The 23,817-nt window shown below is 68.2% G+C and carries 20 protein-coding genes and 1 tRNA gene; 15 read left to right on the top strand and 6 right to left on the bottom strand.

The features are described 5' to 3' along the window. The first annotated feature begins 36 nt into the window (after positions 1–36). Together J3367_RS16385 and J3367_RS16390 are read left to right on the top strand one after the other, a co-directional pair. On the top strand, positions 37–1,410 hold the full coding sequence (locus J3367_RS16385) for an NAD(P)H-dependent oxidoreductase (RefSeq protein WP_187391696.1): 1,374 nt from the start codon (positions 37–39) through the stop codon (positions 1,408–1,410). Positions 1,411–1,716: 306 nt separating this feature from the next. Continuing rightward, a complete protein-coding gene (locus J3367_RS16390) occupies positions 1,717–3,567 on the top strand; it encodes a heavy metal translocating P-type ATPase (RefSeq protein WP_421461763.1) in 1,851 nt (616 codons plus the stop codon). Between the two features lie 102 nt (positions 3,568–3,669). Here J3367_RS16390 and J3367_RS16395 read toward each other — a convergent pair. Both J3367_RS16395 and J3367_RS16400 read right to left on the bottom strand, forming a co-directional pair. Further along, positions 3,670–3,744 (bottom strand) — tRNA-Val (locus J3367_RS16395). A 71-nt stretch (positions 3,745–3,815) separates the two neighbouring features. After that, positions 3,816–4,514 carry an HAD-IA family hydrolase gene (locus J3367_RS16400; protein WP_421461765.1) on the bottom strand — a complete coding sequence of 233 codons (699 nt, stop codon included), beginning with the start codon at positions 4,512–4,514 and terminating at the stop codon, positions 3,816–3,818. A gap of 172 nt (positions 4,515–4,686) precedes the next feature. Between J3367_RS16400 and rpiA the strand changes: the two genes are divergently transcribed. The 3 genes from rpiA to gor all read left to right on the top strand — a co-directional run bounded on the left by rpiA (position 4,687) and on the right by gor (position 7,668). After that, positions 4,687–5,382, top strand: coding sequence for a ribose-5-phosphate isomerase RpiA (gene rpiA / locus J3367_RS16405; protein ID WP_228240918.1), 696 nt, complete (start codon positions 4,687–4,689; stop codon positions 5,380–5,382). Positions 5,383–5,508: 126 nt separating this feature from the next. After that, positions 5,509–6,087: a DUF2059 domain-containing protein gene (locus J3367_RS16410; RefSeq protein ID WP_024351065.1), complete on the top strand. Its 579-nt coding sequence runs from the start codon at positions 5,509–5,511 to the stop codon at positions 6,085–6,087. 180 nt (positions 6,088–6,267) lie between these two features. Next, positions 6,268–7,668 (top strand): glutathione-disulfide reductase, encoded by a 1,401-nt coding sequence (gene gor, locus J3367_RS16415; RefSeq protein ID WP_187391789.1) that lies wholly within the window; start codon positions 6,268–6,270, stop codon positions 7,666–7,668. 10 nt (positions 7,669–7,678) lie between these two features. Here the strand turns inward: gor and J3367_RS16420 are convergent, their stop codons facing one another. Further along, on the bottom strand, positions 7,679–8,593 hold the full coding sequence (locus J3367_RS16420; protein ID WP_421461768.1) for an alpha/beta fold hydrolase: 915 nt from the start codon (positions 8,591–8,593) through the stop codon (positions 7,679–7,681). Positions 8,594–8,726: 133 nt separating this feature from the next. Here J3367_RS16420 and J3367_RS16425 point away from each other — a divergent pair, with 133 nt between their 5' ends. The 4 genes from J3367_RS16425 (at position 8,727) to J3367_RS16440 (ending at position 12,502) form a co-directional block, all read left to right on the top strand. Next, a complete protein-coding gene (locus J3367_RS16425; RefSeq protein WP_421461770.1) occupies positions 8,727–9,371 on the top strand; it encodes a gamma-glutamylcyclotransferase family protein in 645 nt (214 codons plus the stop codon). A gap of 155 nt (positions 9,372–9,526) precedes the next feature. After that, entirely contained in the window at positions 9,527–10,906 is a 1,380-nt protein-coding gene (locus J3367_RS16430) for a class II 3-deoxy-7-phosphoheptulonate synthase (RefSeq protein WP_024351069.1), read from the top strand. Positions 10,907–11,076: 170 nt separating this feature from the next. Next, positions 11,077–11,874 (top strand): dioxygenase, encoded by a 798-nt coding sequence (locus tag J3367_RS16435; protein WP_187391702.1) that lies wholly within the window; start codon positions 11,077–11,079, stop codon positions 11,872–11,874. 37 nt (positions 11,875–11,911) lie between these two features. Then, positions 11,912–12,502, top strand: a complete 591-nt coding sequence (locus J3367_RS16440; protein WP_421461773.1) for a hemerythrin domain-containing protein — start codon at positions 11,912–11,914, stop codon at positions 12,500–12,502. Here J3367_RS16440 and J3367_RS16445 read toward each other — a convergent pair. Beyond that, a complete protein-coding gene (locus tag J3367_RS16445) occupies positions 12,456–13,136 on the bottom strand; it encodes a DedA family protein (RefSeq protein WP_009209888.1) in 681 nt (226 codons plus the stop codon). The genes J3367_RS16440 and J3367_RS16445 overlap by 47 nt on opposite strands. A gap of 277 nt (positions 13,137–13,413) precedes the next feature. Here J3367_RS16445 and J3367_RS16450 point away from each other — a divergent pair, with 277 nt between their 5' ends. The 4 genes from J3367_RS16450 (at position 13,414) to gltX (ending at position 18,228) form a co-directional block, all read left to right on the top strand. After that, positions 13,414–15,030, top strand: a complete 1,617-nt coding sequence (locus tag J3367_RS16450; RefSeq protein ID WP_421461774.1) for a nitrilase-related carbon-nitrogen hydrolase — start codon at positions 13,414–13,416, stop codon at positions 15,028–15,030. Positions 15,031–15,068: 38 nt separating this feature from the next. Then, positions 15,069–15,365, top strand: a complete 297-nt coding sequence (locus J3367_RS16455) for a hypothetical protein (protein WP_228240903.1) — start codon at positions 15,069–15,071, stop codon at positions 15,363–15,365. A 149-nt stretch (positions 15,366–15,514) separates the two neighbouring features. After that, positions 15,515–16,795 (top strand): MFS transporter, encoded by a 1,281-nt coding sequence (locus J3367_RS16460; RefSeq protein ID WP_228240902.1) that lies wholly within the window; start codon positions 15,515–15,517, stop codon positions 16,793–16,795. A gap of 59 nt (positions 16,796–16,854) precedes the next feature. Next, a complete protein-coding gene (gene gltX / locus J3367_RS16465) occupies positions 16,855–18,228 on the top strand; it encodes a glutamate--tRNA ligase (RefSeq protein WP_277021708.1) in 1,374 nt (457 codons plus the stop codon). A gap of 36 nt (positions 18,229–18,264) precedes the next feature. On the opposite strand, the gene J3367_RS16470 is transcribed toward gltX, so the two are convergent. Then, a complete protein-coding gene (locus J3367_RS16470; protein ID WP_228240900.1) occupies positions 18,265–20,571 on the bottom strand; it encodes an NADP-dependent malic enzyme in 2,307 nt (768 codons plus the stop codon). A gap of 203 nt (positions 20,572–20,774) precedes the next feature. Here J3367_RS16470 and J3367_RS16475 point away from each other — a divergent pair, with 203 nt between their 5' ends. Both J3367_RS16475 and J3367_RS16480 read left to right on the top strand, forming a co-directional pair. Continuing rightward, positions 20,775–21,617, top strand: a complete 843-nt coding sequence (locus tag J3367_RS16475) for a UDP-2,3-diacylglucosamine diphosphatase (RefSeq protein WP_421461777.1) — start codon at positions 20,775–20,777, stop codon at positions 21,615–21,617. Between the two features lies 1 nt (position 21,618). After that, entirely contained in the window at positions 21,619–22,647 is a 1,029-nt protein-coding gene (locus tag J3367_RS16480; protein WP_024351078.1) for a glycosyltransferase family 4 protein, read from the top strand. Positions 22,648–22,701: 54 nt separating this feature from the next. Here the strand turns inward: J3367_RS16480 and dgcA are convergent, their stop codons facing one another. Beyond that, a complete protein-coding gene (gene dgcA, locus J3367_RS16485; protein WP_024351079.1) occupies positions 22,702–23,682 on the bottom strand; it encodes an N-acetyl-D-Glu racemase DgcA in 981 nt (326 codons plus the stop codon). Positions 23,683–23,817 lie beyond the last annotated feature (135 nt).

Consider the following 23,817-nt stretch of genomic DNA (forward strand, 5'->3'; position numbering starts at 1 on the left):
CCGTCTGAGCATCATTTTCTAGGGAGACCCTTCGCCATGAACCTCTACACAAAGCTTCTCGCACGCCAGACCGCCGGCAAGCCCATTCGCGTCGGCCTGATCGGCGCGGGCAAGTTCGGATCGATGTTCCTGTCGCAGGTCCGGCACATTCCCGGCATGCATCTCTATGGCATCGCCGACCTCTCTGCCGACCGCGCGAAGGCGGCGCTGACCAACACCGGCTGGGACGCCGAGGCGGCGACGACGTCGAGCTTCGAGGATGCGCTCGCTTCGGGCCGGACCTGCATCACCGAGGATGGCGAGGCGCTGATCCGCGCCGACAGCCTCGACGTGGTGATCGACGCGACCGGCCATCCGGCGGCCGGCATCCGCCACGCCTTGCTGGCGGCCGAGCACGGTCGCCACATGGTCATGGTGAATGTCGAGGCCGACGTTCTGGCCGGCGCCTATCTGGTCGAGGAGTTCGACCGCGCCGGGCTGGTCTATTCCATGGCCTATGGCGACCAGCCGGCGCTGGTCTGCGAGATGATCGACTGGGCCCGCACCTGCGGCTTCCGCGTCGTGGCCGCCGGCAAGGGCACCAAGTACCTGCCGCAATACGCCGCCTCGACGCCGGACACGGTCTGGGATCATTACGGCCTGACGCCCGAGGAGGCGGCGAAGGGCGGCATGAACCCGCAGATGTTCAACTCGTTTCTGGACGGCACCAAGTCGGCGCTCGAAATGGCGGCGATCTCCAACGCGTCGGGACTCCTGGCACCGCGCGACGGGCTGCTGTTTCCCCCCGTCGGCACCCATGACCTCGCCGAGATCCTGAAGCCGCGTTCTCATGGCGGCATTCTCGAACAGGCCGGCATGGTGGAAGTGATTTCCAGTCTGGAGCGTGACGGCCGGCATGTCTTCGGCGATCTGAGATGGGGCGTCTACATTACCTTCGAGGCGATGGAAGACGACGGCCGCGGCGCCGACTATGTGCGCCGCTGCTTCCGCGAATATCAGGTCGTCACCGACAGTTCCGGCCGCTACGCGACCCTGTTCCGGCCGTCCCATCTCATCGGGCTGGAGCTCGGCGTCAGTGTCGCCAACGCCGCGCTGCGCGGTGAGCCGACCGGCCGGACCAACGGGCTCGTCTCCGATGTCGTGGCCGTCGCCAAGAAGGCCCTGAAGCCGGGCGATGTGCTCGACGGCGAGGGCGGCTTCACCGTCTGGGGTCGGATCGCCCGTGCCGAGGATTCCCTGGCCATGGGCGGCCTGCCGATCGGCCTGGCGCACAACATGCCGCTGAAGCGCGCGGTCGCCGAGGGGCAGATGCTGAGCTGGGACGATGTCGAGGCGACCGAGAGCCAGGCCGTCACAATCCGCCGGACGATGGAGGAGCGCGCCCGCACCCAACGCGCCGCCGCGGCCTGAACCGACGAGACCCGGCGCGCATCTGCCCGCCGGCTGGCCGCGCGGAAGTAAATGACGTCAGACGAACGCCGCCGCAATTTGCGGCGGCGTTCGCACGTGGCAACGAGGTCGTGCCGCTTCAGCTCCCGAGCAGGTGGCGGGCCGAGGGCGGTAAGACATCCCGCGACCTTCGGACGCCCGTCCGTTCGCGCAGAGCAAAAACATTACGTTTTTCGCATGTCATGTGGTTCTGTGGTTCGACGCATCGTCTTATCGCAGGGAAGAACGGAATGAAGCGCGCGCATGGCTGAGGCGAGGGACGGGCGTATGGCCGCCGCTCCGAACGGGGCGCTGGTCCGGCGTCTGGCGCGGATCGGGGCGATCGTCTGCGCGCTGACGGGGCTGGCGGTGGGCCTGCTCGCCTGGGGTGTCGGCCGACCCGACATCGCCGACAAGGCGTGGACCGCCGGCGTGATCCCGGTCCTCGTCATTCTCGTCGGCGAGATCGTCGTCAGCCTGCGGCAGGGCAATTTCGGCCTCGACATCGTCGCGGCACTGGCGATGCTTGCGGCGCTTCTGGTCGGCGAGACATTGGCGGCCGCGGTGGTGGCGCTGATGTATGCCGGCGGCCAGGCGCTGGAGGCGTTCGCCGAAGGCCGTGCCGGGCGCGAGATGACCGCGCTGCTCGACCGCGTGCCCAAACATGCGACGCGCTATCGCGACGGCGCGCTGGAAACCGTGCCCATCGCCGCCATCGCGCCCGGCGACCGGCTGCTGATCCATCTCGGCGACGTGCTGCCGGTGGACGGAACCGTCTCCGGCGCGGCGCTGCTCGACCAGTCGGCGCTGACGGGAGAATCGTTGCCGGTCGCGCGCCGCGACGGCGAGGCCGCGATGAGCGGCGCCAGCAATGTCGGCGCCGCCTTCGATCTGGTGGCGGGCGAATCGGCGGCGCGCAGCACCTATGCCGGCATCGTGCGCATGGTGGAGGAGGCGGCGCGGGCCAAGGCGCCGATGGCCCGGCTCGCCGATCGCTACGCTTTGGGCTTCATGGCGGTGACCATCGCCCTGTCGCTCGGGGCGTGGTGGCTGTCGGGCGACGCGGTGCGCGCCGTCGCGGTCCTTGTCGTGGCGACACCCTGTCCGCTGATCCTGGCGGTCCCGGTCGCCATTGTCGCCGGCATGTCCCGTGCGGCCGGAAGAGGCGTCCTGGTCAAGGGCGGCGGGGCGCTGGAAACCCTCGGCCGGATCGACACGCTCGTCGTCGACAAGACCGGCACGCTGACCCATGGCGTTGCCACGGTCACCCGGATCGTCGCTTCCAAGGGTTGGGACGAGGCGGAGATCCTGCGTCTGGCCGCAAGCCTCGACCAGCTGTCGCAGCATGCGATCGCACGGGCCCTGGTCGCCGAGGCGCATCGCCGGGACCTCGCCCTCGTCATGCCGCAGGACGGGCGCGAAGTAGCCGGCGAAGGCGTGGAAGGCGCGATCGACGGCCGCGCCATGCGCGTCGGCGGACGCCATCACGTCGCGTCGACCTTGGCGCCGGACGAGCTTGCGGCGCTCGATGCGGCGGTGCCGGCCGGCGCGCTGATCGTTGCGCTGGTGGTGGAGGGCCGGCTCGCCGGTCTCATCCTGATGCAGGACGGCCTGCGCGACGGCGTCGGTGCGACGCTGGCCCGGCTGCGGGCGCTCGGTGTCGGCCGGATCGTCCTGGCCACGGGGGATCGCCGCGATGTCGCGCTGGCTGTGACGGGGGACCTCGGCCTCGACGCCGTCGCCGCCGACCTCGTGCCGCAGGACAAGATCGCATTGGTCGGCCGCGAAAAGGCCGGCGGCTCGGTGATGATGGTCGGCGACGGGGTCAACGACGCGCCGGCGCTGGTTGCGGCCGATCTCGGCGTGGCGATGGGTGTCGAAGGCGCCGCCGCCTCGGCGGAAGCGGCCGACATCATCCTCCTGCGCGACGATCTGGACGGGCTGGCGGACGCCATGGCGATCGCCCGCCGCTCGCGCCGCATCGCGCTGCAGAGCGTCGTCGTCGGGCTGGGACTGTCGGGTCTCGGCATGCTCGCCGCCGCCGCGGGCTATCTGCCGCCCGTGCAGGGGGCTCTCCTGCAGGAAGTGATCGACGTCGCCGTCATCCTCAACGCCCTGCGCGCCCTGCGCCCGGGCTGACCGGCGACGGATCCGCCATCCGGTCGTGCAGCCGCAGATCTACAGCGGCTGATGCCGGAAGGCATGGCCGGGTTTCGGGGTCGATATCTGTTTGGAAATAGATGGTGGGCGCGACAGGGATTGAACCTGTGACCCCCTCGGTGTGAACGAGGTGCTCTCCCGCTGAGCTACGCGCCCCAGCCGGCGCGGTGAGCCGCGTCGGGGACGCCGCGATATAGTGCCGCTTCGTGGCCCGCGTCAACCGCCATTCACGGCTTCGTTCGCGTTGCCTCACCCGCATTGGCGACGAGCCGTTCCACGAGGCCGATATCGAGGCTGGCATAATCCTCGATGATGACGCTGGCGCGGGCTCTTGCCGCCGCGTCCGGCGCATAGCCGAAATCCACCAGCACCGAGGGCACGCCCGCCGCGACGGCAGTGTCGATGTCGGTCACCGTGTCGCCGACCATCACCGACAGGTCGGACCGCCCACCGGCCAGCGCGATCGTCTCGCGGAGATGCAGCGGGTCGGGCTTGCGCCGGGCAAAGGTATCGGCACCGCAGATCGCGGCGAAGCGATCGGCGACGGCCAGCGCATTCAGGAGCAGGCCGGCGAGCCGCTCGTATTTGTTGGTGCAGACCGCCAGCCGCATGCCGGCGGCTTCCAGCCGGTCCATCGATTCGAGGACGCCGGGAAACAGCCGCGACTCGTCGGCGATATGGTCCTGGTAATAGGCGATGAAGCGCGTCACCTGATCGCGCATCTCGGCGTCATCGAGCTCGCGGCCGTCGCGGCGATAGGCCTCGCGCAGCATCACCTTGGCGCCATGGCCGGCATGCGGGCGCACGACGTCGAGCGGCATCGGCGCCATGCCCGCGGCGGCGAGGCAATGGTTGAGGCTCGCGGCGAGATCGGGGGCGGTGTCGACGAGCGTGCCGTCGAGGTCGAAGACGGCGATGCCGGTCATGATCTGTCCTTGCAGGTGACGGGAACTGGCGCTGGCGCCGCGGATCGGCGTTTGCTTCGCAATCCGTGTCCGCAAGGTCAAGCCTGGCGGGCAGCGGCCCGGGGCGTGACATCGACAGTCCCGGCCGGACCGTCTAGACGCTTCGAAGGCGCAAGCGGAGGATTGAACGCCCATGACGGATTCGGCGACACTGAAGACCATGGCCGGCAAGGCCGCGCTGGCCCATGTCGAGGACGGCATGCGCCTCGGCATCGGCACCGGCTCGACCGCCGAAGCCTTCGTGCGGGTGTTGGCCGAGCGGGTCCGCGACGGCATGAAGATCGTCGGCGTGACGACCTCGAACCGCACCGAGGCGCTGTGCGCCGAGCTGGGCGTGCCGACCGAGACGCTGGAGACGGTGCCCGAGCTCGATCTCACCATCGACGGCGCCGACGAGGTCGACGCTTCGCTGCGGCTGATCAAGGGCGGGGGCGGCGCGCTTCTTCGCGAGAAGATCGTCGCGGCCGCGTCCGAGCGCTTCCTGGTGATCGCCGACGCCTCCAAGAAGGTCGAGACGCTGGGCGCCTTTCCGCTGCCGATCGAGATCAACGGCTTCGGCATGATCGCCACCTATCTGGCCATTCGCAAGGCGGCGGCCGGGCTCGGGCTGGAAGGCGACATGATCCTGCGGCGCAGCGGCGACGAGCCCTTCATCACCGACAACGGCCACCTGATTCTCGACGCATCTTTTGGCCGCATTGGCGATCCAGAAGCCCTCTCGCAGGCATTGTTCGCGGTGCCTGGCGTCGTCGAGCACGGGCTGTTCCTTGGCATGGCGAACACCGTGATCCTGGCCGGGGACGACGGGCTGGAAACGCTCGAAGCCTGAGCATGGCGGGCGCCTCGCGCCGTGCCTGCGACCGGCTTCCCCTTGCCAGCATGCTGCCAGTTCCAATACTCAAGCGCCGAACGCATCCGACCAGCGTCGGAGCGAACCGAACGGAGACAGACGTTCATGATGTTTAGTCGAGTGACACGCCAGGGCCGCATCGCAGCCGCCGCAGCGCTGCTTCTGGTGCTGCCGGCCAACGCCATCGCCCAGGAATACACCGAATCCCATCTCGCCGCGGCCCGCGACACGATCGAGGCCATCGACGCGACGGACCAGTTCGACAATATCCTGATGAATGCGGCGACGCAGACCAAGTCGGAGCTGATCCCGAACAATCCCGACATGGAAGAGAAGATTTCCGCCATGGTCGACGACCGGGCGCTGGCGCTCGCGTCGCGCCGGGCCGCGCTGGAGAACGAGGTCGCCCGCGTCTACGCCAAGCTGTTCACCGAGGAAGAGCTGCGCGCCATCGCCGATTTCTACCAGTCCGAGCCCGGCAAGAAGCTTCTGGCGCAGGGCCCGACGGCTACCCGCGAGATGATGGCGGCGGCGCAGGTCTGGAGCAACGGCATCGTCCGCGATCTGCGCCAAAGCGCCTTCCAGGGCATGAACGAGCTCTACGGCACCGCCGGCGACGCGCCGTTGAACGGCGAGGCCCAGGCGCCGATCGAGCCGATGACGCCGGCCGACGCCGCGCAGTAAAGATGCGGCGGCACGAAGGGCGGGGTCGGCCGGAGCGGCCGTCCGTCATCGTGCCGATATGACGTCCGTCGATCCTGCGGCGCTCGCCGCACGCTTTGGCGACAGACGACGATGCGCCGCAAGCGCGACCGTTTCGACGGCGGTCCGGATGACGGCGGCGACAGCAGCGGGAGCGCCAGCGTGAGCGGCAACAGCTACGACTACGACCTCTTCGTCATCGGCGGCGGTTCGGGCGGCGTGCGCGCCGCACGGCGCGCGGCCATGCTCGGCAAGCGGGTCGCCATCGCCGAGGAATACCGCTTCGGCGGCACCTGCGTGATCCGCGGCTGCGTGCCCAAGAAGCTCTTCGTCTACGCCTCGCAATTCTCCGAGGCGCATGAGGATGCGGCCGGCTATGGCTGGTCATTCGGCGAACGCTCCTTCGACTGGCCGACCCTGATGGCCAACAAGGATCGCGAGATCGAGCGGCTGGAAAACCTCTATGCGGCCAATGTCGCCAAGACCGGGGCGGAGATCTTCAACAGCCGCGCCGTGCTCGAGGGCCAGCACGAGATCCGGCTTCTGGCCGACGATCGCGTAGTCACCGCCGACCAGATCCTCATCGCCGTGGGCGGCCGACCGAACCCGCATCCGGGCCTGCCCGGCGCCGAGCATTGCATCACCTCTGAGGAAGCCTTCCACCTGACGGAGCTGCCGAAGTCGATCCTGATCCTGGGTGGCGGCTACATTGCGGTCGAATTCGCCAACATCTTCCACGGGCTCGATGTCGAGACGACGCTGGTCTATCGCGGCAAGGAAATCCTCAACGGCTTCGACGACGACCTGCGCCACGAGCTGCACCAGGCGATGGTCGACAAGGGTCTCAACGTCATCTGCCAGGATACCCTCGTGGAGGTGAAGCAGCTCGACGACGGCCGCATGGAGGCGCGCTGCGACAGCGGCGAGGTGCGCGTGGTCGACCAGGTGATGCTGGCCATCGGGCGCAAGGCGAACACCGAGAATCTCGGCTGCGAGGCCGCCGGCATCGAGCTCGATTCCCGCGGCGGCATCGTCGTCGACGATTATTCGCGTACCAGCGTCGACAATATCTGGGCCTTGGGCGACGTCACCCACCGGGTGCAGCTGACCCCGGTGGCGATCCACGAGGCCATGTGCTTCGTCGAGACGGCGTTCCGCAACAATCCGACGAAGCCGGACTATGCGACGATCCCGACGGCGGTGTTCTCGCAGCCCGAGATCGGCACGGTCGGGATCACCGAGGCCGAGGCCTGCAAGACCTATGACGAGATCGAGATCTACCGGACCTCGTTCCGGCCGATGAAGAACACGCTGTCGGGCCGCAGCGGCAAGATGATGATGAAACTGATCGTCGACGCGGCGTCCCGCAAGGTCGTCGGTGCCCACGTTCTCGGCGCCGATGCCGGCGAACTCAGCCAGGCGCTCGGCATCGCGCTGAAGGCGGGCGTCACCAAGGACCAGTTCGACGCGACCATGGCGGTGCATCCGACGGCCGCCGAGGAACTGGTGACCATGTACGAGCCGAGCTACCGGGTCCGCGGCGGCGAGAAGATCACCGCCTGAGGCGGGATCCTCAGGCCGGGGAGGGAGGCCGGACCGGCTCCACGCCGGCCAGCAGGTAGTCGGTCACCACCGGCCAGAGGCTTGCCTGCATGTCGCGCCGGAAGAAGCCGTTGTGGCCGATCGGGCCACCGGCGTCGCGTGGCGAGAGCCAGATCTCCGACAGCTCGGCATTCTCGAAGCGCTGCAGCAGCGCCCCGACGGCGGCCGGCGTGCCCCATGGATCGTCCTCGATCCCAACCGACAGCAATGGCAGCCGGACATCGGCGAAGCGGGCGGCTTCCGGAACGGCCGGATCGCCGAAGAAGAAATCGCGCCGGCGGCACCAGCGCGCCCAGTCGCGAAAGACCGGGCCGGCCAGCGCCGTGCCGAAGCCGATCGAACCGGGAATGCGACCGGTCAGCCGCGACATCGGCACGCCGAGAAGGTTCATCCGGGCAAACACCGACAGGGGCTCGCGGGTGCGCCCGTACCAGCCGTTGAGCGAGGCGACCATCACGTAGCGGTCGAACCGCGCCGACAGCCCGCTGAGGCCGATGGCGAGCCCGCCGAAGGAATGGCCGATGCCGACGACCGGCCCTTCACCTGCGGCCGCTTCCAGCGCGGCGAGGGCGGCCGGGAAGTCCTGCGTGCCCCAATGCTGCATCCGGTATGCGGCGGCGCCCCGATCGTGGGCGGAAGCGCCGATACCGCGATAATCATAGGTGAGAACGGCGCGGGCGCCCTGGTCGACCAGATGCTGGGCGAAGCCGCGATAGAAGCGGCGCTCGACCGCCGCAGCCGCCGAGATCAGCACGGCCGGCCCGTCGCCGGCCGGTTCGGCGCGAAACAGCGTCGCCGGCAGCGTCACGCCATCCGCCGTCGTCAGGGTGAGGTCGCGCCCGGCAACGGGGCGGGCGGAAGCGGAAGCAGTCGCGGCGATATCCATGCCGCCAATGTGTCCAGTCTTCCGTTTACGTCAACGTTTAAATCGCGATGGGGCACACCGCGCCGTCGGTCACGCCGCCGCGACGAGGGGCCGCCGCTCTTGATCTGCGCGCCCATTCCGTTAGAGCCGCGCCATGGATATTCACGACGATCACCCGGACCTGCCGCGGCTGGCCGCCGAGGGGCGGGTCGTCGCCTATTTCGGCTATGGCTCGCTGGTCAACCGGCGGACGCTGCGCACGAAGTTCCTCGGCATTCGTCGCGCCAGCGTGGCGGGCTGGCAGCGCTTCTGGCTGCCGCGCGACGCTGCCGCCGAGATGGCGCTCCTGTCGGTCAAGCCGAACGACGCCCATGCCATTGACGGCGTCGTCGTCTACGATCTTGCCGACCATCTGCCGTCGGTGGACGAGCGCGAGGCCGGCTATGCCCGCCGGATCGTCGATCTGTCACGGCTCACCGTGGACGGACCGCCTGTCGCCGACATTCCGATCTATATCTACGAGGCGCATCGCGGCGCGGCCGATGCCGGCGATCTGCAGGCCGCGATCCTGCAAAGCTATCTCGATGCGGTGATGCAGGGGTTCCGGACGCTTTACGGCGACGACGGCCTGCGCCGTTTCGTCGACGAGACCGAAGGCTTCGAGACCCGGGTGCTGCGCGACCGCGCGGCCCCGCGCTACCCGCGTCCGGTAACGCTGGAGCCAGGGGAATCCGAGCTCTTCGACCGGCTGGTCGCCGAGCGAGGGGCCCGGCTGATCGATCCGGATCCGGCCATCTGACGCGGCGGAACCCGAGAAGGATGACAATTTCGGCCGAACATGCTTAAACGCGGCCCCGGCCGGAGCGGATGGTCAGATCGTGACGTCCACGGCCGCAATTTCGCAAAGCGAACAACGAGAAGAACGGCCGGCGCGCACCGGTCAGGAGTGATGTGATGGCGAAGGACTGGACCCCGTCGAGCTGGCGCAACATGCCGATCGAGCAGGTACCGGACTATCCGGATCCGGCGGCGCTCGCCGACACCGAGAAGCGTCTGGCGACCTATCCGCCGCTCGTTTTTGCGGGTGAGGCGCGCAAGCTGACCCGTTCGCTGGCCGAAGTCGCAGAAGGCCGCGGATTCCTCTTGCAGGGCGGCGACTGCGCCGAGAGCTTCGCCGAGCATGGCGCGGACAACATCCGCGACTTCTTCCGCGCCTTCCTGCAGATGGCCGTCGTCCTGACCTTCGCGGCTTCCCAGCCGGTGGTGAAGGTCGGCCGCATCGCCGGTCAGTTCGCCAAGCCGCGCTCGTCCAACAACGAGACCCGCGACGGCAAGACGCTGCCGTCCTATCGCGGCGACATCATCAACGGCATCGAGTTCGACGAGGCTTCGCGCATCCCGAATCCGGAACGCCAGGAGATGGCCTACCGGCAGTCGGCGGCGACGCTGAACCTGTTGCGCGCCTTCGCTCAGGGCGGCTACGCCAATCTCGACAACGTCCATCAGTGGATGCTCGGCTTCGTCGGCGGCAGCCCCGAGGCGGAGCGCTACCGGGCGCTGGCCGACCGCATTTCCGAGACCATGAATTTCATGCGGGCGATCGGCATCGACGCGGAGAGCCATCCCTCGCTGCGCGAGACCGATTTCTTCACCAGCCACGAGGCGCTGCTGCTTGGCTATGAAGAGGCCATGACCCGGGTCGATTCGACCTCCGGCGACTGGTACGCGACCTCGGGCCACATGATCTGGATCGGCGATCGCACCCGCCAGGAAGACCATGCCCATGTCGAGTTCTGCCGCGGCATCAAGAACCCGATCGGCCTCAAATGCGGCCCGTCCATGGAGCCGGATGCGCTGCTGCGCCTGATCGACAAGCTGAACCCGGACAACAAGGCCGGCCGACTGACGCTGATCACCCGCTTCGGACACGAGAAGGTCGAGGCGCATCTGCCCAAGCTCGTCCGCGCGGTCGAGCGGGAAGGGCGCAAGGTCGTGTGGTCCTGCGATCCGATGCATGGCAACACGATCACGCTGAACGACTACAAGACCCGGCCCTTCGACCGGATCCTGTCGGAGGTGCAGACCTTCTTCGACGTCCACCGGGCGGAAGGCACCCATGCCGGCGGTATCCATATCGAGATGACCGGCAAGGACGTGACCGAGTGCACCGGCGGTGCGCGGCCGGTCTTGGCCGAGGATCTGTCGGATCGCTACCACACCCATTGCGATCCGCGCCTCAACGCCAACCAGGCGCTGGAACTGGCCTTCCTCGTCGCCGAGCTGGTCAAGAAGGACCATGCCGAGGACGCGGCCCGCAAGGTCGCGGCCGGCTGAGGCCCATGCCACTTCGCGCCGTCGGCAACGGCCGGCGCACAGGATAAGATGGGAACCGGGCGCAGCGATGCGCCCGGTTTTCGTTTGAGGGGTGGACGGTCTGTCGGGATATGCGGGCCTGCCGCCGCGGCCATGACGGGTTAGGCTGGGGAACGAACGGAGTTTCCGCCATGTCCGCGATGCCGACGCTCTTCCTCTCCCACGGCGCGCCCGATACCGCCGTCGCCGATACGCAGGCCGCCGCCTTCCTGCGGAGGCTCGCCGCTGACCTACCGGTACCGCGCTCGATCCTCGTCGCCAGCGCCCATTTCGAGCGTGCCGGCCGCGTCGGCGTCACGAGCGATGCGGCGCCGGAGACGATCCACGATTTCGGCAATTTCGACCCGCGACTGTTCCAGATGCGCTATCCGGCGCCGGGCGATCCAGAACTGGCCCAGCGGATCGTCGTCCTTCTTGCGGAGGCGGGGTTCGACGCGGAAGCCGTCTCCGGGCGTGGCTTCGACCACGGCACCTGGGTGCCGCTCCTGCTGGCCTATCCGGGCGCCGACATTCCCGTCGTGCAGGTGTCCGTCGATCCGACGCGCGACGCCGCCTATCACCTGGACCTCGGCGCGGCGCTGTCGGATCTGCGGGGCGAGGGCGTGCTGGTGATCGGCTCGGGGTCCTTCACCCACAACCTGCCGGAAGCGTTCGACCGGATCAGGCAGGGCATCAGGGTCGACGCGACGCCCGACTGGGTGACGCAATTCGTCGACTGGATGGGCGACCGGCTCGTTGCCGGCGACCGGGCGGCCCTGGCCGACTACCGCCGACAGGCGCCGTTTGCCGAGAAGAACCATCCGACCGACGAGCACCTGATGCCGCTGCATGTCGCGCTCGGGGCGGCGGGGCTAGGGGCAACGGGCGAATGGCTGCATGCCAGCCGGGATTTCGGCGTCCTGTCCATGGACGCCTTCGCGTTCCGCTGACGGCGGAAACCGGAATGAAGACGCAGGTTCAGCAGCGATGAAGCAGAGTTTCGACCTCGACACCCGCACCGGCCTGCCGGTCGATCTGACCGAACTCCTGCGGAAATATCCGCGGGAGACATGGACCGATCATGCCAATCTCGGCGCGACGGCCCGGTTCTGGCTGCAGCGCCACGACATGTTCCGCGAACTCGGTGCGGCCATGCAGGAGGCGCTGTCGCAGCATCGCGAGGGCGAGGTGGCGCTCGACCCGTTCCGCCGCTGGTTCGCGCCGCGGCTGCAATTCTTCCTGACCCAGCTCGAAGAGCATCACCAGATCGAGGACCACCATTACTTTCCGGTCTTCGTGCGCGCCGAAACCCGCCTCGCGCCGGGCTTCGAGCTCCTGGAGAACGACCATGAGGTGATCCACGCGGACCTGATGGCGGTGGCCGAAACCGCGAACCGGTTCCTGGCCGAGGAGACGGGCGGTGGGGCGGTGCCGCCGGATGCAGCGCGCTATGCCGGCGACGCCTATGCCGAAGCGAGCGGACGGCTGCTCGATCGTCTCGTGCGGCATCTCGCCGACGAGGAGGACCTGATCATTCCTCTGATCCTGGACCGCGGAGAGGCTGCGATCGGGATTTGATCCGGGCGAGCTTGGAGGGCAGCCGGCGCTGGTCGTCATCCGGGCCGCGGCCGTTGCGCACCCGGCTGATGAGGGCTGGTCCCCATTGCCGCCAGGCAAACCACAGGGTCAGTGCGACGGCGATCACCGCCAGCGTGATGCCGAGACCGCGCTCCATGACTTCCAGCCGCGCGAAGACCGAGCCGATGGAATAGCCGAAGACATAGCCGACGCTGGTGAAGATGCCGGCCCAGAGCGCCGCGCCGATCAGATTGAGGATGGCGAAGCGGGCGATGGAGATGCGCGACAGGCCGAGTGCGATCAGCCCCGGCATGCGCAGACCGTAGATATAGCGGTTCACGATGACGAAGAACGCCTGGTAGCGCTCGACGAGCTGCAGCGCCTTGGCGAATTTCTTGCGGCTGCGCCAGCGCGCTACCCAGCGGTGATTCGACGAATAGCGGGCGAAGAGGAACACGGCGAAATCGCCGATGAAGGAGCCGACGAAGGCCAGCGCGATCATCATCTGGAACGGATAGGTGCCGCGATAGGCCAGAAACCCGCCGATGATCGCAAAAACCTCGCCTTCGAAGAACGTCCCGGCAAGGACGATGATCGGTCCGAATTCGGAAATGAGGCGCAGGATTTCGTACACGTGGGCTCCGAACATCGCGGCGAAAACGGCGTGCAGCCGCCGACCGTCCCGTCGCGTTCCAGTCTGGCGGCGCTTGTTGCAGAGTTTTGAGGCGCAAAAAAGTGGCTTCGTGCGTTCTCGTTATGCACGGTGTCGCAGCGGTGCGGTCCGCGGTGCCTCAGGAACCGGCCGAAGCGCCTGCGCGTCCAGTGGGCTCGCATGCAGATTGCCGGCTTGCTAAGGGGCGGCAACGCCATCCCGCAAGGCGCGGCGCGGCGACAACCGGAACAGGCTGACGATGCCGCACGACGACAATCTCAACGGACGGCTGCGGCTCGCCATGGCCCAGATCGCGCCGATCCCCGGTGACATCGCGGGCAATCTCGCGAAGGCCCGGGCGGCGCGCGGCGAGGCGGCCCGCGCCGGGGCCCAGCTCGTCGTCTTTCCCGCAGGCTTCCTGGCCGGCTCTCCGCACCCCGACATTCTGCTCGGCGCCGCCTTCGTGTCGGCCTGCATGGACGCGGTCGACCAATTGGCGGCCGACACCGGAGATGGCGGGCCGGGCCTCGTGATCGGCTGCCCGCGCCGCAGCGATGACGGCGTGTACGATTCGGTCGCTGTCCTTGATGCCGGGCGCATCCTGACCTGGCGCGACCGGGTCGACCTGCCGCACGCCCGCAGCTTCGAGGCGCCGCCCGCCTACCGGGCCGGACCCATGCCGGGCCCGGTGGCGTTTCGCGGCCTGCGCCTCGGCATTCCCATCGGCGACGATGTCTGGGGCGATCTCGACGTCTGCGAGACCCTGGCCGAATCCGGCGCCGAGATGCTGCTGGCGCCTAGCGCCAGGCCGTTCCGCCGCGACGGGATCGACCGGCGCCACCAGGCGGTGCTGCGGCAGGTGATCGAGACCGATCTGCCGCTGGTGTTCATCAATGGCGTCGGCGGGCAGGGCGATGGCGTGATGGACGGCGGCGGCTTCGTCTTCCAGGCCGACCGGACGCTGGCGTTGCAATGCCCGCAATTCGAGGCCGGGCTCTTCCTGTCCGACTGGCAGCGGACCGAGGCGGGCTGGCGCTGCGAGACCCGGGAGGTGGTCGATCTGCCGGGGCCGGAGGAAGCTATCTGGCGCGCCTGCGTCTGCGCCATTCGCGCCCATGCCGAAGCGCAGGGCGCGGAGACGGTCGCGCTCGCACTGCACGGCGACGCCGAGACGGCGATCGTCGCCGCCATGGCCGTGGACGCGCTGGGACCGTCGCGCGTGCAGGGCCTGCTGACGCCGGACGCGGACAGTGACGCTGCCGATACGGACGCGGTGAGGACCGGCGCCGCCGCGCTCGGGATTGCGTGCCATGCCGTGCCAATGGGGCCTGTTTTCACGGCGATGGCGGCGGGCGACGAATTGTCGGGCGTCGCCGCGTCGAGAGCAGCGCGCGCGCAGATGCGTGGGGCCTTGCTTGTCGCCCTGGCCGAGCGCACCGGCGCGGCTGTGCTCGGGGCGGCAAGCCGGACGGCTTTGCGCCTCGGCAACGGCGAGGCCGATGGCGTTCTGGCCGCCGGATTGAACCCGATCGCCGATCTCTCGCGCAGCGATCTCGCCGACCTTGCACAGTGGCGCCGCGGCGATCGTCCTGCCGACTGTCTTGGCGCGGACCGGATGCCGATTCCCGAATGGCCGGTTGCTGCGCCGCCGGGGACGCCGACAGACGACGCAGGCGCGCAAGACGCCGAGATGGTCGTGGAGCGGCTTGCCGCCTGCGGCGGGGATGTCGATGCAGTCGTGGCGGCGGGGTTCGACCGGGCAATGGTACAAGCGATCGTCCAGAAGCTGATCCGGACTGCGCTGCGCCAACCGCCGACCACGCCCGGCCTCAGGCTGGATACGAGAGCCGCCCGACCGCGCACCCGCCGCATCTGACGGCCGCTTCGCCGGCCGACACGCAAGGAGAAGACCCGATGGAGATACCACCACCCGATACGCTCGCCACCGTCGGCGTTGCCGTCGGGGCGCTGTTCATGCTGCGGTATTTCCTCGTCATGCGCCGCATCTGGAAGGCGACGGGGCACCGCGCGAGCTTCCAGTTCGGCGACTATTTCCAGGTGCTGCGGGCCGGGGCCTTCGGTGCCGAGCTCGAGCCCGAACGCCGCTATGCCGCGCGCCAGCTCGTGTTCGGTGGCGTCTTCCTGATCGCCGGCCTGCTGCTCTTCGGCTGGTTGCTGGCGACGGGCATGCCCATTCGCGTCGCGGTCTGACCCTCGGGGGACATGGCCGGCTGACGCTCTGCGATGTCGCGGCGGGGGCGCTCTGGCGCGCGCGGCCTCGCAAATGCTAAGGGAGGCGGTCTTTTCCGCCGCGCCGCCTTCGGGCCTGCCCGGCGATGCCGCCTACGGCCCGGAGTTCCATGCAGTTTCTGACCTTCATCGGCACGAATGCGCGCTGGCTCGGCGGCGGCTTCCTCCTGTGCTTCTTCTCGTCCTTCGGACAGACCTTCTTCGTCTCGCTGTCGAACGGTGACATCCGCCGCGACTACGATCTGACGAATGGCGAGTTCGGCATGATCTACATGCTGGCGACCCTCGCCAGCGCCGCGACGCTGCCGTTTCTCGGCTGGACCCTCGACCGCTATCCGGCCTGGCGGGTTGCGGCGGTCACCGTCGTCTGCCTCGCCATCGCGACGCTGGCCATGGCAGTGTCGAACTCGGTGCCGCTCCTGATCCTCGCCATCTACCTCTTACGCCTGTTCGGCCAGGGCATGATGACCGAGATCTCCATGACCACGACCGGGCGCTGGTTCGCCGCCAATCGCGGCCGGGCCATGGCGCTGGTCACCCTCGGCAATCATGCCGGCACCGGCTTCTTTCCGCTGATCTTCGTGCTCGCCGCCGGTACCTTCGGCTGGCGCGGCACCTGGGTCGCGAGCGCCGCGATCCTCATCCTCGTCGCGCTCCCGACCATCGTCGCGCTGGTCCATCGCGAGCGCGATCCCCAGTCCGAGCCGCCCGGAACGCCGATCCCGAACGTTGCCGACTGGACCATGGCCGAGGTCCTGCGCAGCCCGCGTTTCTACCTCGTCTCGATGAGCGTTCTGGCGCCGCCCTTCATCGGCACGACCCTGTTCTTCCATCAGGTCTATCTGACCGAACTGCGCGGCTGGTCGCTGGAGGTCTTCGCCGCCGGCTTCGCGGTGATGTCGGCGGTCACCGTCGTCTTCGCATTGGTCTGCGGCTGGATGGTCGATCGCTACAGCGCGCTCCGGCTGCTGCCCTATTTCCTGATCCCGCTAGCGATCGCCTGTTTCATCGCGGCCAATTTCACCGCCGAGGCGGCGATCTTCGTCTTCATGATCTGCCTTGGCGTGTCGAACGGCTTCTCCTCGACGCTGCTCGGCGCCCTCTGGCCCGAGCTCTACGGCGTCAAGCATCTGGGTGCGATCCGCTCGCTGACCGTGGCTCTGATGGTGCTGGCCTCGGCCCTCGGGCCGGGCGTCACCGGCATCCTCATCGATCTGGGCGTGCCGTACCCGCTGCAGATCGATGCGATGGGCGTCTATTGCCTTGTGATGACCATTGCCATGGCGCTGCTTGCCGGGCGGCTGGCGCCGAAAGCGAATCTGGGCACCGCGCCCGTACCGGGGGCAAGCCGCACCGTCGACCGCATCGACCCGCAGCCGCACGAGACCTGATCGGCCCGTCGCCACCTGTGCCGATTGCCACCCGGCGCGGCGTTCGCTAGGTCGAGGCCATGACCGTCACCGTCCGCTTCGCGCCGTCGCCCACCGGGCATCTGCATATCGGCAATCTGCGCACCGCGCTGTTCAACTGGCTGTTCGCGCAGCGGCAGGGCGGCCGCTTCGTGCTGCGCTTCGACGACACCGACAAGGAGCGCTCGCGCACCGAATTCGCCGACCAGATCGCCGTCGATCTCGCCTGGATCGGCCTCGCGCCCGATCGCGTCATCCGCCAGTCCGAGCGCCTGGCGCTCTACGATGCCGCCGCCGAGCGGCTGAAGGCGGCGGGCCTGCTCTATGCCTGCTACGAGACGCCGGACGAACTCGACCGCAAGCGCAAGCGGCTGGCCGCGCGCAATCTGCCGCCGGTCTATGGCCGCGAAGCATTGCGCCTGAGTGACGACGAGCGGCTGGCACTGGAAGCCGAGGGGCGCAGGCCACACTGGCGGTTCCTGCTGCCGAACTTCGCCGACGATCCCTTGCAGCCCCAGCGCACCGAGATCCACTGGGACGATCTGGTCCGCGGTCCCCAGACCGTCGATCTCGCTTCGCTGTCGGACCCGGTGCTGATACGTGGCGACGGCAGCTATCTCTACACCCTGCCGTCCATCGTTGATGACGGCGATGTCGGCGTGACCCATGTCATCCGTGGCGACGACCACGTCACCAATACCGGCGTCCAGATCGCCATCTTCCGGGCGCTGGGCCTGACGCCGCCGGTCTTCGGCCACCACAATCTGTTGACCACGGTCTCGGGCGAGGGGCTGTCCAAGCGCTCGGGCGCGTTGTCGCTGGTCTCGCTGCGCGAAGCCGGTCTCGAACCCATGGCGGTGGCGTCCCTCGCGGTGCTGGTGGGACTGCCGGGCGCCATCGACGCCCTGCCGGATCTGCCGGCGCTGGCCGAGCGGATGCAGTTCGAGGGCAGCTCGCAATCGGCGTCGAAGTTCGATCCGTCCGAGCTCGACCGGCTCAACGCCGACCTCGTCCATGCCATGCCCTACGCCGATGTCGCGGACCGGCTCGCGGCCATGGGCGTACCGTCGGAAGACGGCGAGGCGTTCTGGCTGACGGTGCGGGCCAACTGCGCGCGCGTCGCCGATGCGGCGGAATGGGTCGAGGTGGCCTTCGGCGATCTCGACCGGACGCCGGAGCTTTCGGAGGAAGACCGGCATTTCGTGACCGCGGCGCGCGACAGCCTGCCAGAGGGCGCGTTCGGCCCCGAGACCTGGCGCGAATGGACCGGCGCCCTGAAGCAGGCGACCGGGCGCAAGGGCAAGGCGCTGTTCATGCCGCTGCGCCTGGCGCTGACCGGCCGCGACCACGGGCCAGAACTCGCCGCCCTGCTGCCGCTCATCGGCCGGCAGCGCACGCTCGCCCGCCTCGGTTAGGTGAGCGCCCGGCAAGGATTCGCCGGGCGCATCTGATCAGTCGCTGAGCTGCACCGCCTGGGCGGTCGCGATGGCGGCCATGTTGACCACGCCGCGCGAGGTCACCGACGGCGTCATCACATGGGCCGGCGACGAGACGCCGAGCAGGATCGGTCCGACATGCAGGGCACCGGTCATCTCCTTGACCACGTTCAACGTGATGTTGGCGGCATCGATATTCGGGAAGACCAGGAGATTGGCTTCGCCCTTCAGCGTCGACTGCGGCATGGTGCGCTCGCGCATCGTCGTGTTCAGCGCCGAATCGCCATGCATCTCGCCGTCGACTTCCAGCTCCGGCGCCCGCGCCTTCAGCATCTTCACGGCGTCGCGCATCTTGCGGGTGGCGCTGGTGTCGTCGGAGCCGAAATTGGAGTGCGAGACGAGGGCGACCTTCGGCTCGATGCCGAAGCGGCGCATCTCGGCCGCCGCCAGAAGCGTCATCTCCACCAGATCTTCCGCCGACGGATCGCGCTGGACATAGGTGTCGAGGAAGAACTTGGTGTCCTCCTGCGAGATCAGGAGGCTCATGGCGGCGAATTTGTGCGCCTCGTCACGCACGCCGACGACTTGGCTGATGTCGCGGACATGGTGCGGAAAGCGCCCCTCCAGCCCGCAGACCAGCGCGTCGGCCTCGCCGCGCGAGACAGCGACAGCGCCGATCACCGTGGTGTTGGTGCGCACGATCGTGCGGGCGGTGTCCGGATTGACGCCCTTGCGGCCGACCTTCGAGAAATAATGGTCGACATAGTCGCGGTAGCGCGGATCGTCCTCGGGGTTGATGACCTCGAAATCCTCGTTCGGCCGGATGCGCAGGCCGTAGCGCTCGAGCCGGGCGGCGATGACGCCGGGACGGCCGATGAGGATCGGCGCGCAGATCTTCTCTTCCAGGAGTACCTGGGCGGCGCGGAGCACCCGCTCGTCCTCGCCGTCGGAGAAGATCACCCGCTTGCCGGAATCCGTCGCGATGCGGAAGATCGGCTTCATGATCAGCCCGGAGCGGAAGACGAAGCGGTTCAGCCGGTCGAGATAGGCCGGCATGTCCTCGATCGGCCGCGTGGCGACGCCGTCGGCCTCGGCGGCCCTGGCGACGGCCGGGGCGATCTTCAGGATCAGCCGCGGATCGAAGGGGGCGGGGATCAGATAGTCCGGGCCGAAGACCGGCGTGTCCGAGCCATAGGCCTTGGCCGCGACCTCGGAGACCTCCTCGCGGGCCAGCGCCGCGATCGCGTCGACCGCGGCGGTCTTCATGCCCTCGGTGATGCCGGTGGCGCCGCAGTCCAGCGCGCCGCGGAAGATGTAGGGGAAGCACAGGACGTTGTTGACCTGGTTCGGGAAGTCCGAGCGCCCGGTGCAGATCATCGCGTCCGGTCGCACCTGCTTGGCGAGGTCCGGCATGATCTCCGGCTTCGGATTGGCCAGCGCCATGATCATCGGCTTGGCGGCCATCTTCTCCAGGAGCTCGGGCTTCAGGACACCGCCGGCCGACAGGCCGAGGAAGACGTCTGCCCCGTCGATGACCTCGGCGAGGGTCCGCTTGTCGGTCTTCTTCGCATAGACCGCCATCCAGCGGTCCATCCGCTTCTCGCGGCCCTCATAGACCACGCCCTCGATGTCGGTGCAGGTGATGTTCTCACGCTTGGCGCCGAGCTCGACCAGGAGATTGAGGCAGGCGATCGCCGCCGCGCCCGCGCCGGAGGTGACGATCTTGGCGTTCTCCAGCGACTTGCCCGCCAGCATCAGGCCGTTGCGGATCGCTGCCGCCACGATGATCGCGGTGCCGTGCTGGTCGTCGTGGAAGACCGGGATCGCCATGCGCTCGCGCAGCCGCGACTCGACCTCGAAACATTCCGGCGCCTTGATGTCCTCGAGGTTGATGCCGCCGAAGGTCGGCTCCATGGCCGCGACGACGTCGCAGATATGGTCGATCTCGTGGGCGTCGATCTCGATGTCGAAGACGTCGATGTCGGCGAATTTCTTGAACAGGACCGCCTTGCCTTCCATCACCGGCTTGGAAGCGAGGGGGCCGATGTCGCCGAGACCGAGGACGGCGGTGCCGTTGGAGACCACGCCGACAAGATTGGCACGGCTGGTATAGATCGCCGCCAGCGACGGATCGGCCTCAATGGCAAGGCACGGCGCGGCGACGCCCGGCGAATAGGCCAGCGCCAGATCGCGCTGGTTGCCCAGGGTCTTGGTCGCCTGGATCGCCAGTTTTCCGGGCTTGGGATAACGGTGATAGAAGAGGGCCTGTTCGTCGAGATCGCCCATGTTCGGCCGATCCTTGGCGGTTTCCTGTTCGGACATTCCTGCTCCTCCATCCCGGCGTCGCCGCGCGATGATGGCGGCGGCGACGTGTCGCGCTTCTTCTAACGTATCGATCCCGGCAGGCAACCGGACCGCGCCGCTCGTCCACCGCCGGAAGCGTGCTGCCGGAGCGTCACACGACTGCAATCAGAATCGTGCATTTCCCGAGCAACGCAAAGGCTTTAACCGGGGCAAGGCACGGGATGGCGACCATGCACAAGCTGACGACGGCGCGGCATTTCCGGACATTGTTCCTGTCCGACGTGCATCTGGGCTCCAAGGCGGCCCAGGCCGAGATGCTGGTCGACTTCCTGCGTCTGCACGATGCCGAGACGATCTATCTCGTCGGCGACATCATCGACGGCTGGCGGCTGAAACGCTCCTGGCACTGGCCGCAGGCTCACAACGACGTGGTGCAGAAGCTGCTGCGCAAGGCCCGCAAGGGCGCACGCATCGTCTATGTGCCCGGCAATCACGACGAGTTCCTGCGCGACTTTCCCGGCCATCATTTCGGCGGCGTCGAGGTCAAGCGCACCGACATCCACACCACCGCCGACGGCCGCCGCTTCCTGGTGATGCATGGCGACGAATTCGACGTGGTGGTCCGCAACGCCCGGCTGCTCGCCTATCTCGGCGACTGGGCCTACGACATGGCGATCTCGATCAATGTCGTCTTCAACTATGTCCGCCGCCGGCTCGGCTTTCCCTATTGGTCGATTTCGCAATGGGCCAAGCTGAAGGTCAAGAACGCCGTCAACTTCATCGGCGCCTTCGAGACGGCGCTGGCCGACGAGGCGGCTCGCCACGGCTGCGACGGCGTCATCTGCGGCCATATCCACCATGCCCAGATGACCCGTCGCGGCGCGGTCGAATATGTGAATACCGGCGACTGGGTCGAAAGCTGCACCGCCGTGGCCGAGCGCCACGACGGCTCCTTCGAGCTCATCCACTGGGCGCATCTGGCCGGCGAGCGCTCCGCGGCGCCCGAGGCGGCATCCGAGCGCGAGGCCGCCGAGCCGGACGCGGCCCGCGTCGAGGCGGCCTGACATGACCCGCATCCTGATAGCCACCGACGCCTGGGAGCCGCAGGTCAACGGCGTCGTGCGCACCCTGTCGAGCCTTGCCCAGGAGCTTCGCGGCCGGGGCAGGGACGTGCGCATCGTCGGCCCCGCCGACTTTCGCACCGTCGCCTGTCCGACCTATCCGGAAATCCGGCTGGCGCTGGCGTCGGCCGAGGCGCTCGGCCGCATCATCCGCGACTACCAGCCCGACGTCATCCACATCGCCACCGAAGGCCCGATCGGCTATGCGGCGCGCCGCGCGGCCCTGCGGGCCGGCCGTCCCTTCACCACCAGCTTCCACACGCGGTTTCCCGAATATCTCAGCAAGCGGGCGCCGATCCCCGAGAACCTGACCTATGCGCTGCTGCGGCGTTTCCATGCGCCGGCCACCGCCTGCCTGGTGCCGACCGAATCGATGCGCCAGACGCTGGCGGGGCTTGGCTTTGCCAATCTCGTCACCTGGACCCGCGGCGTCGATCGCAGCCTGTTCCGGCCGCAGCCGAAGGTCGATCTCGGACTGCCGGGACCGATCTTCCTCACCGTCTCGCGGGTCGCGCCCGAAAAGAACATCGAGACCTTTCTCGATCTCGACCTGCCGGGCTCCAAGGTCGTCGTCGGCGACGGGCCGATGCTGCCCGAATTGCGCCGGCGCTATTCCGACGTGCATTTCGCCGGCAGCCAGACCGGCGAGGCACTCAGCCGCTATTACGCGGCGGCCGACGTCTTCGTGTTTCCCTCGCTCACCGACACTTTCGGCATCGTGCTGATCGAGGCGCTGGCTTGCGGCGTACCGGTGGCGGCCTATCCGGAGCCCGGACCGCTGGATGTTGTCGGGGATACGAAGGCCGGCTGCATCTCCTCAGATCTGCGCGAGGCGTGCCTTGCCGCGCTGACCCTGGAGCGGGCCGACGCGCTGGAGCGCTCGCTGGCCTATAGCTGGGAAGCCTGCGCCGACATCTTCCTGTCGGCGACCGAGGCCCTGCAGGTGCAGCCGGAACTTCAGCTCGCCGGCTGACCGATTCGGCGCGAGCGCTGAATGCGTTGCATCAACTCGGCAGAGACAAATCGCCTAGCCCCAGAGCTTCGCACTCGGCGGCGAGACGGTTGCATCCGTATAGACGAGGCCGCCACTGCGGTCCTTGGCCAGGAGCAGCGGCCCGTCGAGATCGACGAACTCGGCCACCTGTGCAAGCAGCACCGCCGGCGCCATCGCCAGAGAGGTGCCGACCATGCAGCCGATCATCACGCCGAACCCCATCTCGTGGGCGCGCTCAACCAGCCGCAGGCCCTCGGTCAGGCCGCCGGTCTTGTCGAGCTTGACGTTCACGAAGTCGTAGAGGCCGACCAACTTGTCCAGATCATCCGCCGTGTGGACCGATTCATCGGCGCAGATCGGCACCGGATGCGGAATGTCGGCGAGGATGGCGTCGTCGCCGGCCGGCAGCGGCTGCTCGACGAGGACGGCGTTGGCCGCGGCTGCCGCCAGCATGTGCTCGCGGATATTGTCGGCGCTCCAGCCCTCATTGGCGTCGAGGATCAGCTTCGAGTGCCGCGAGGCGGCATGGACGGCCCGGATGCGGCCGACATCGTTGTCTGTGCCGACCTTCACCTTCAACAGCGAGCGGTTGGCGACGCGGGCGGCGGCCCCCATGCTGTCGGCATCGCCGAGCCCGATCGTATAGGCCGTTTCCACCGGCCGCGGGGCGCTGCCGCAGATGATCGACGCGGCTCTCCGGTTGTTCGACTTGGCTTCCAGGTCCCACAGGGCGCAGTCCACCGCGTTGCGGGCGGCGCCCGCCGGGAGCAGCTCGCCAATCCGTTCGCGCGACGCGCCGGCCTCGATCGCCGCACGCACTTCCTCGATCTGTTCGCGGACACTGTCGATGCTCTCGCCGTAGCGCGCATAGGGCACGCATTCGCCGCGTCCCTCGCCGAACTCGTCGCCGATCTGAGTCGTCACGACCACCGCCTCGGTCTTGGCGCCGCGGGCGATCCGGAACTCCTGCGCCAGCGGGAAATGCTCGACTGTGACTGAAAGACGACGCGGCATGGTGAAAACATCCTCAACGGCCGCCGCTGCGGCGGTCATTCCATGACAAGACGTGACTGGACGCCTAAAGGTGGTGCCAGATAGGCCCCGGCTCTGCGTCGCCGCGAATCGGCACCGCGTCAAGCGTGGTGACCG

The sequence above is a fragment of the Aurantimonas sp. NFXS3 genome (assembly GCF_049132005.1).
GTDB classification, from domain to species: Bacteria; Pseudomonadota; Alphaproteobacteria; order Rhizobiales; family Rhizobiaceae; genus Aurantimonas; species Aurantimonas coralicida.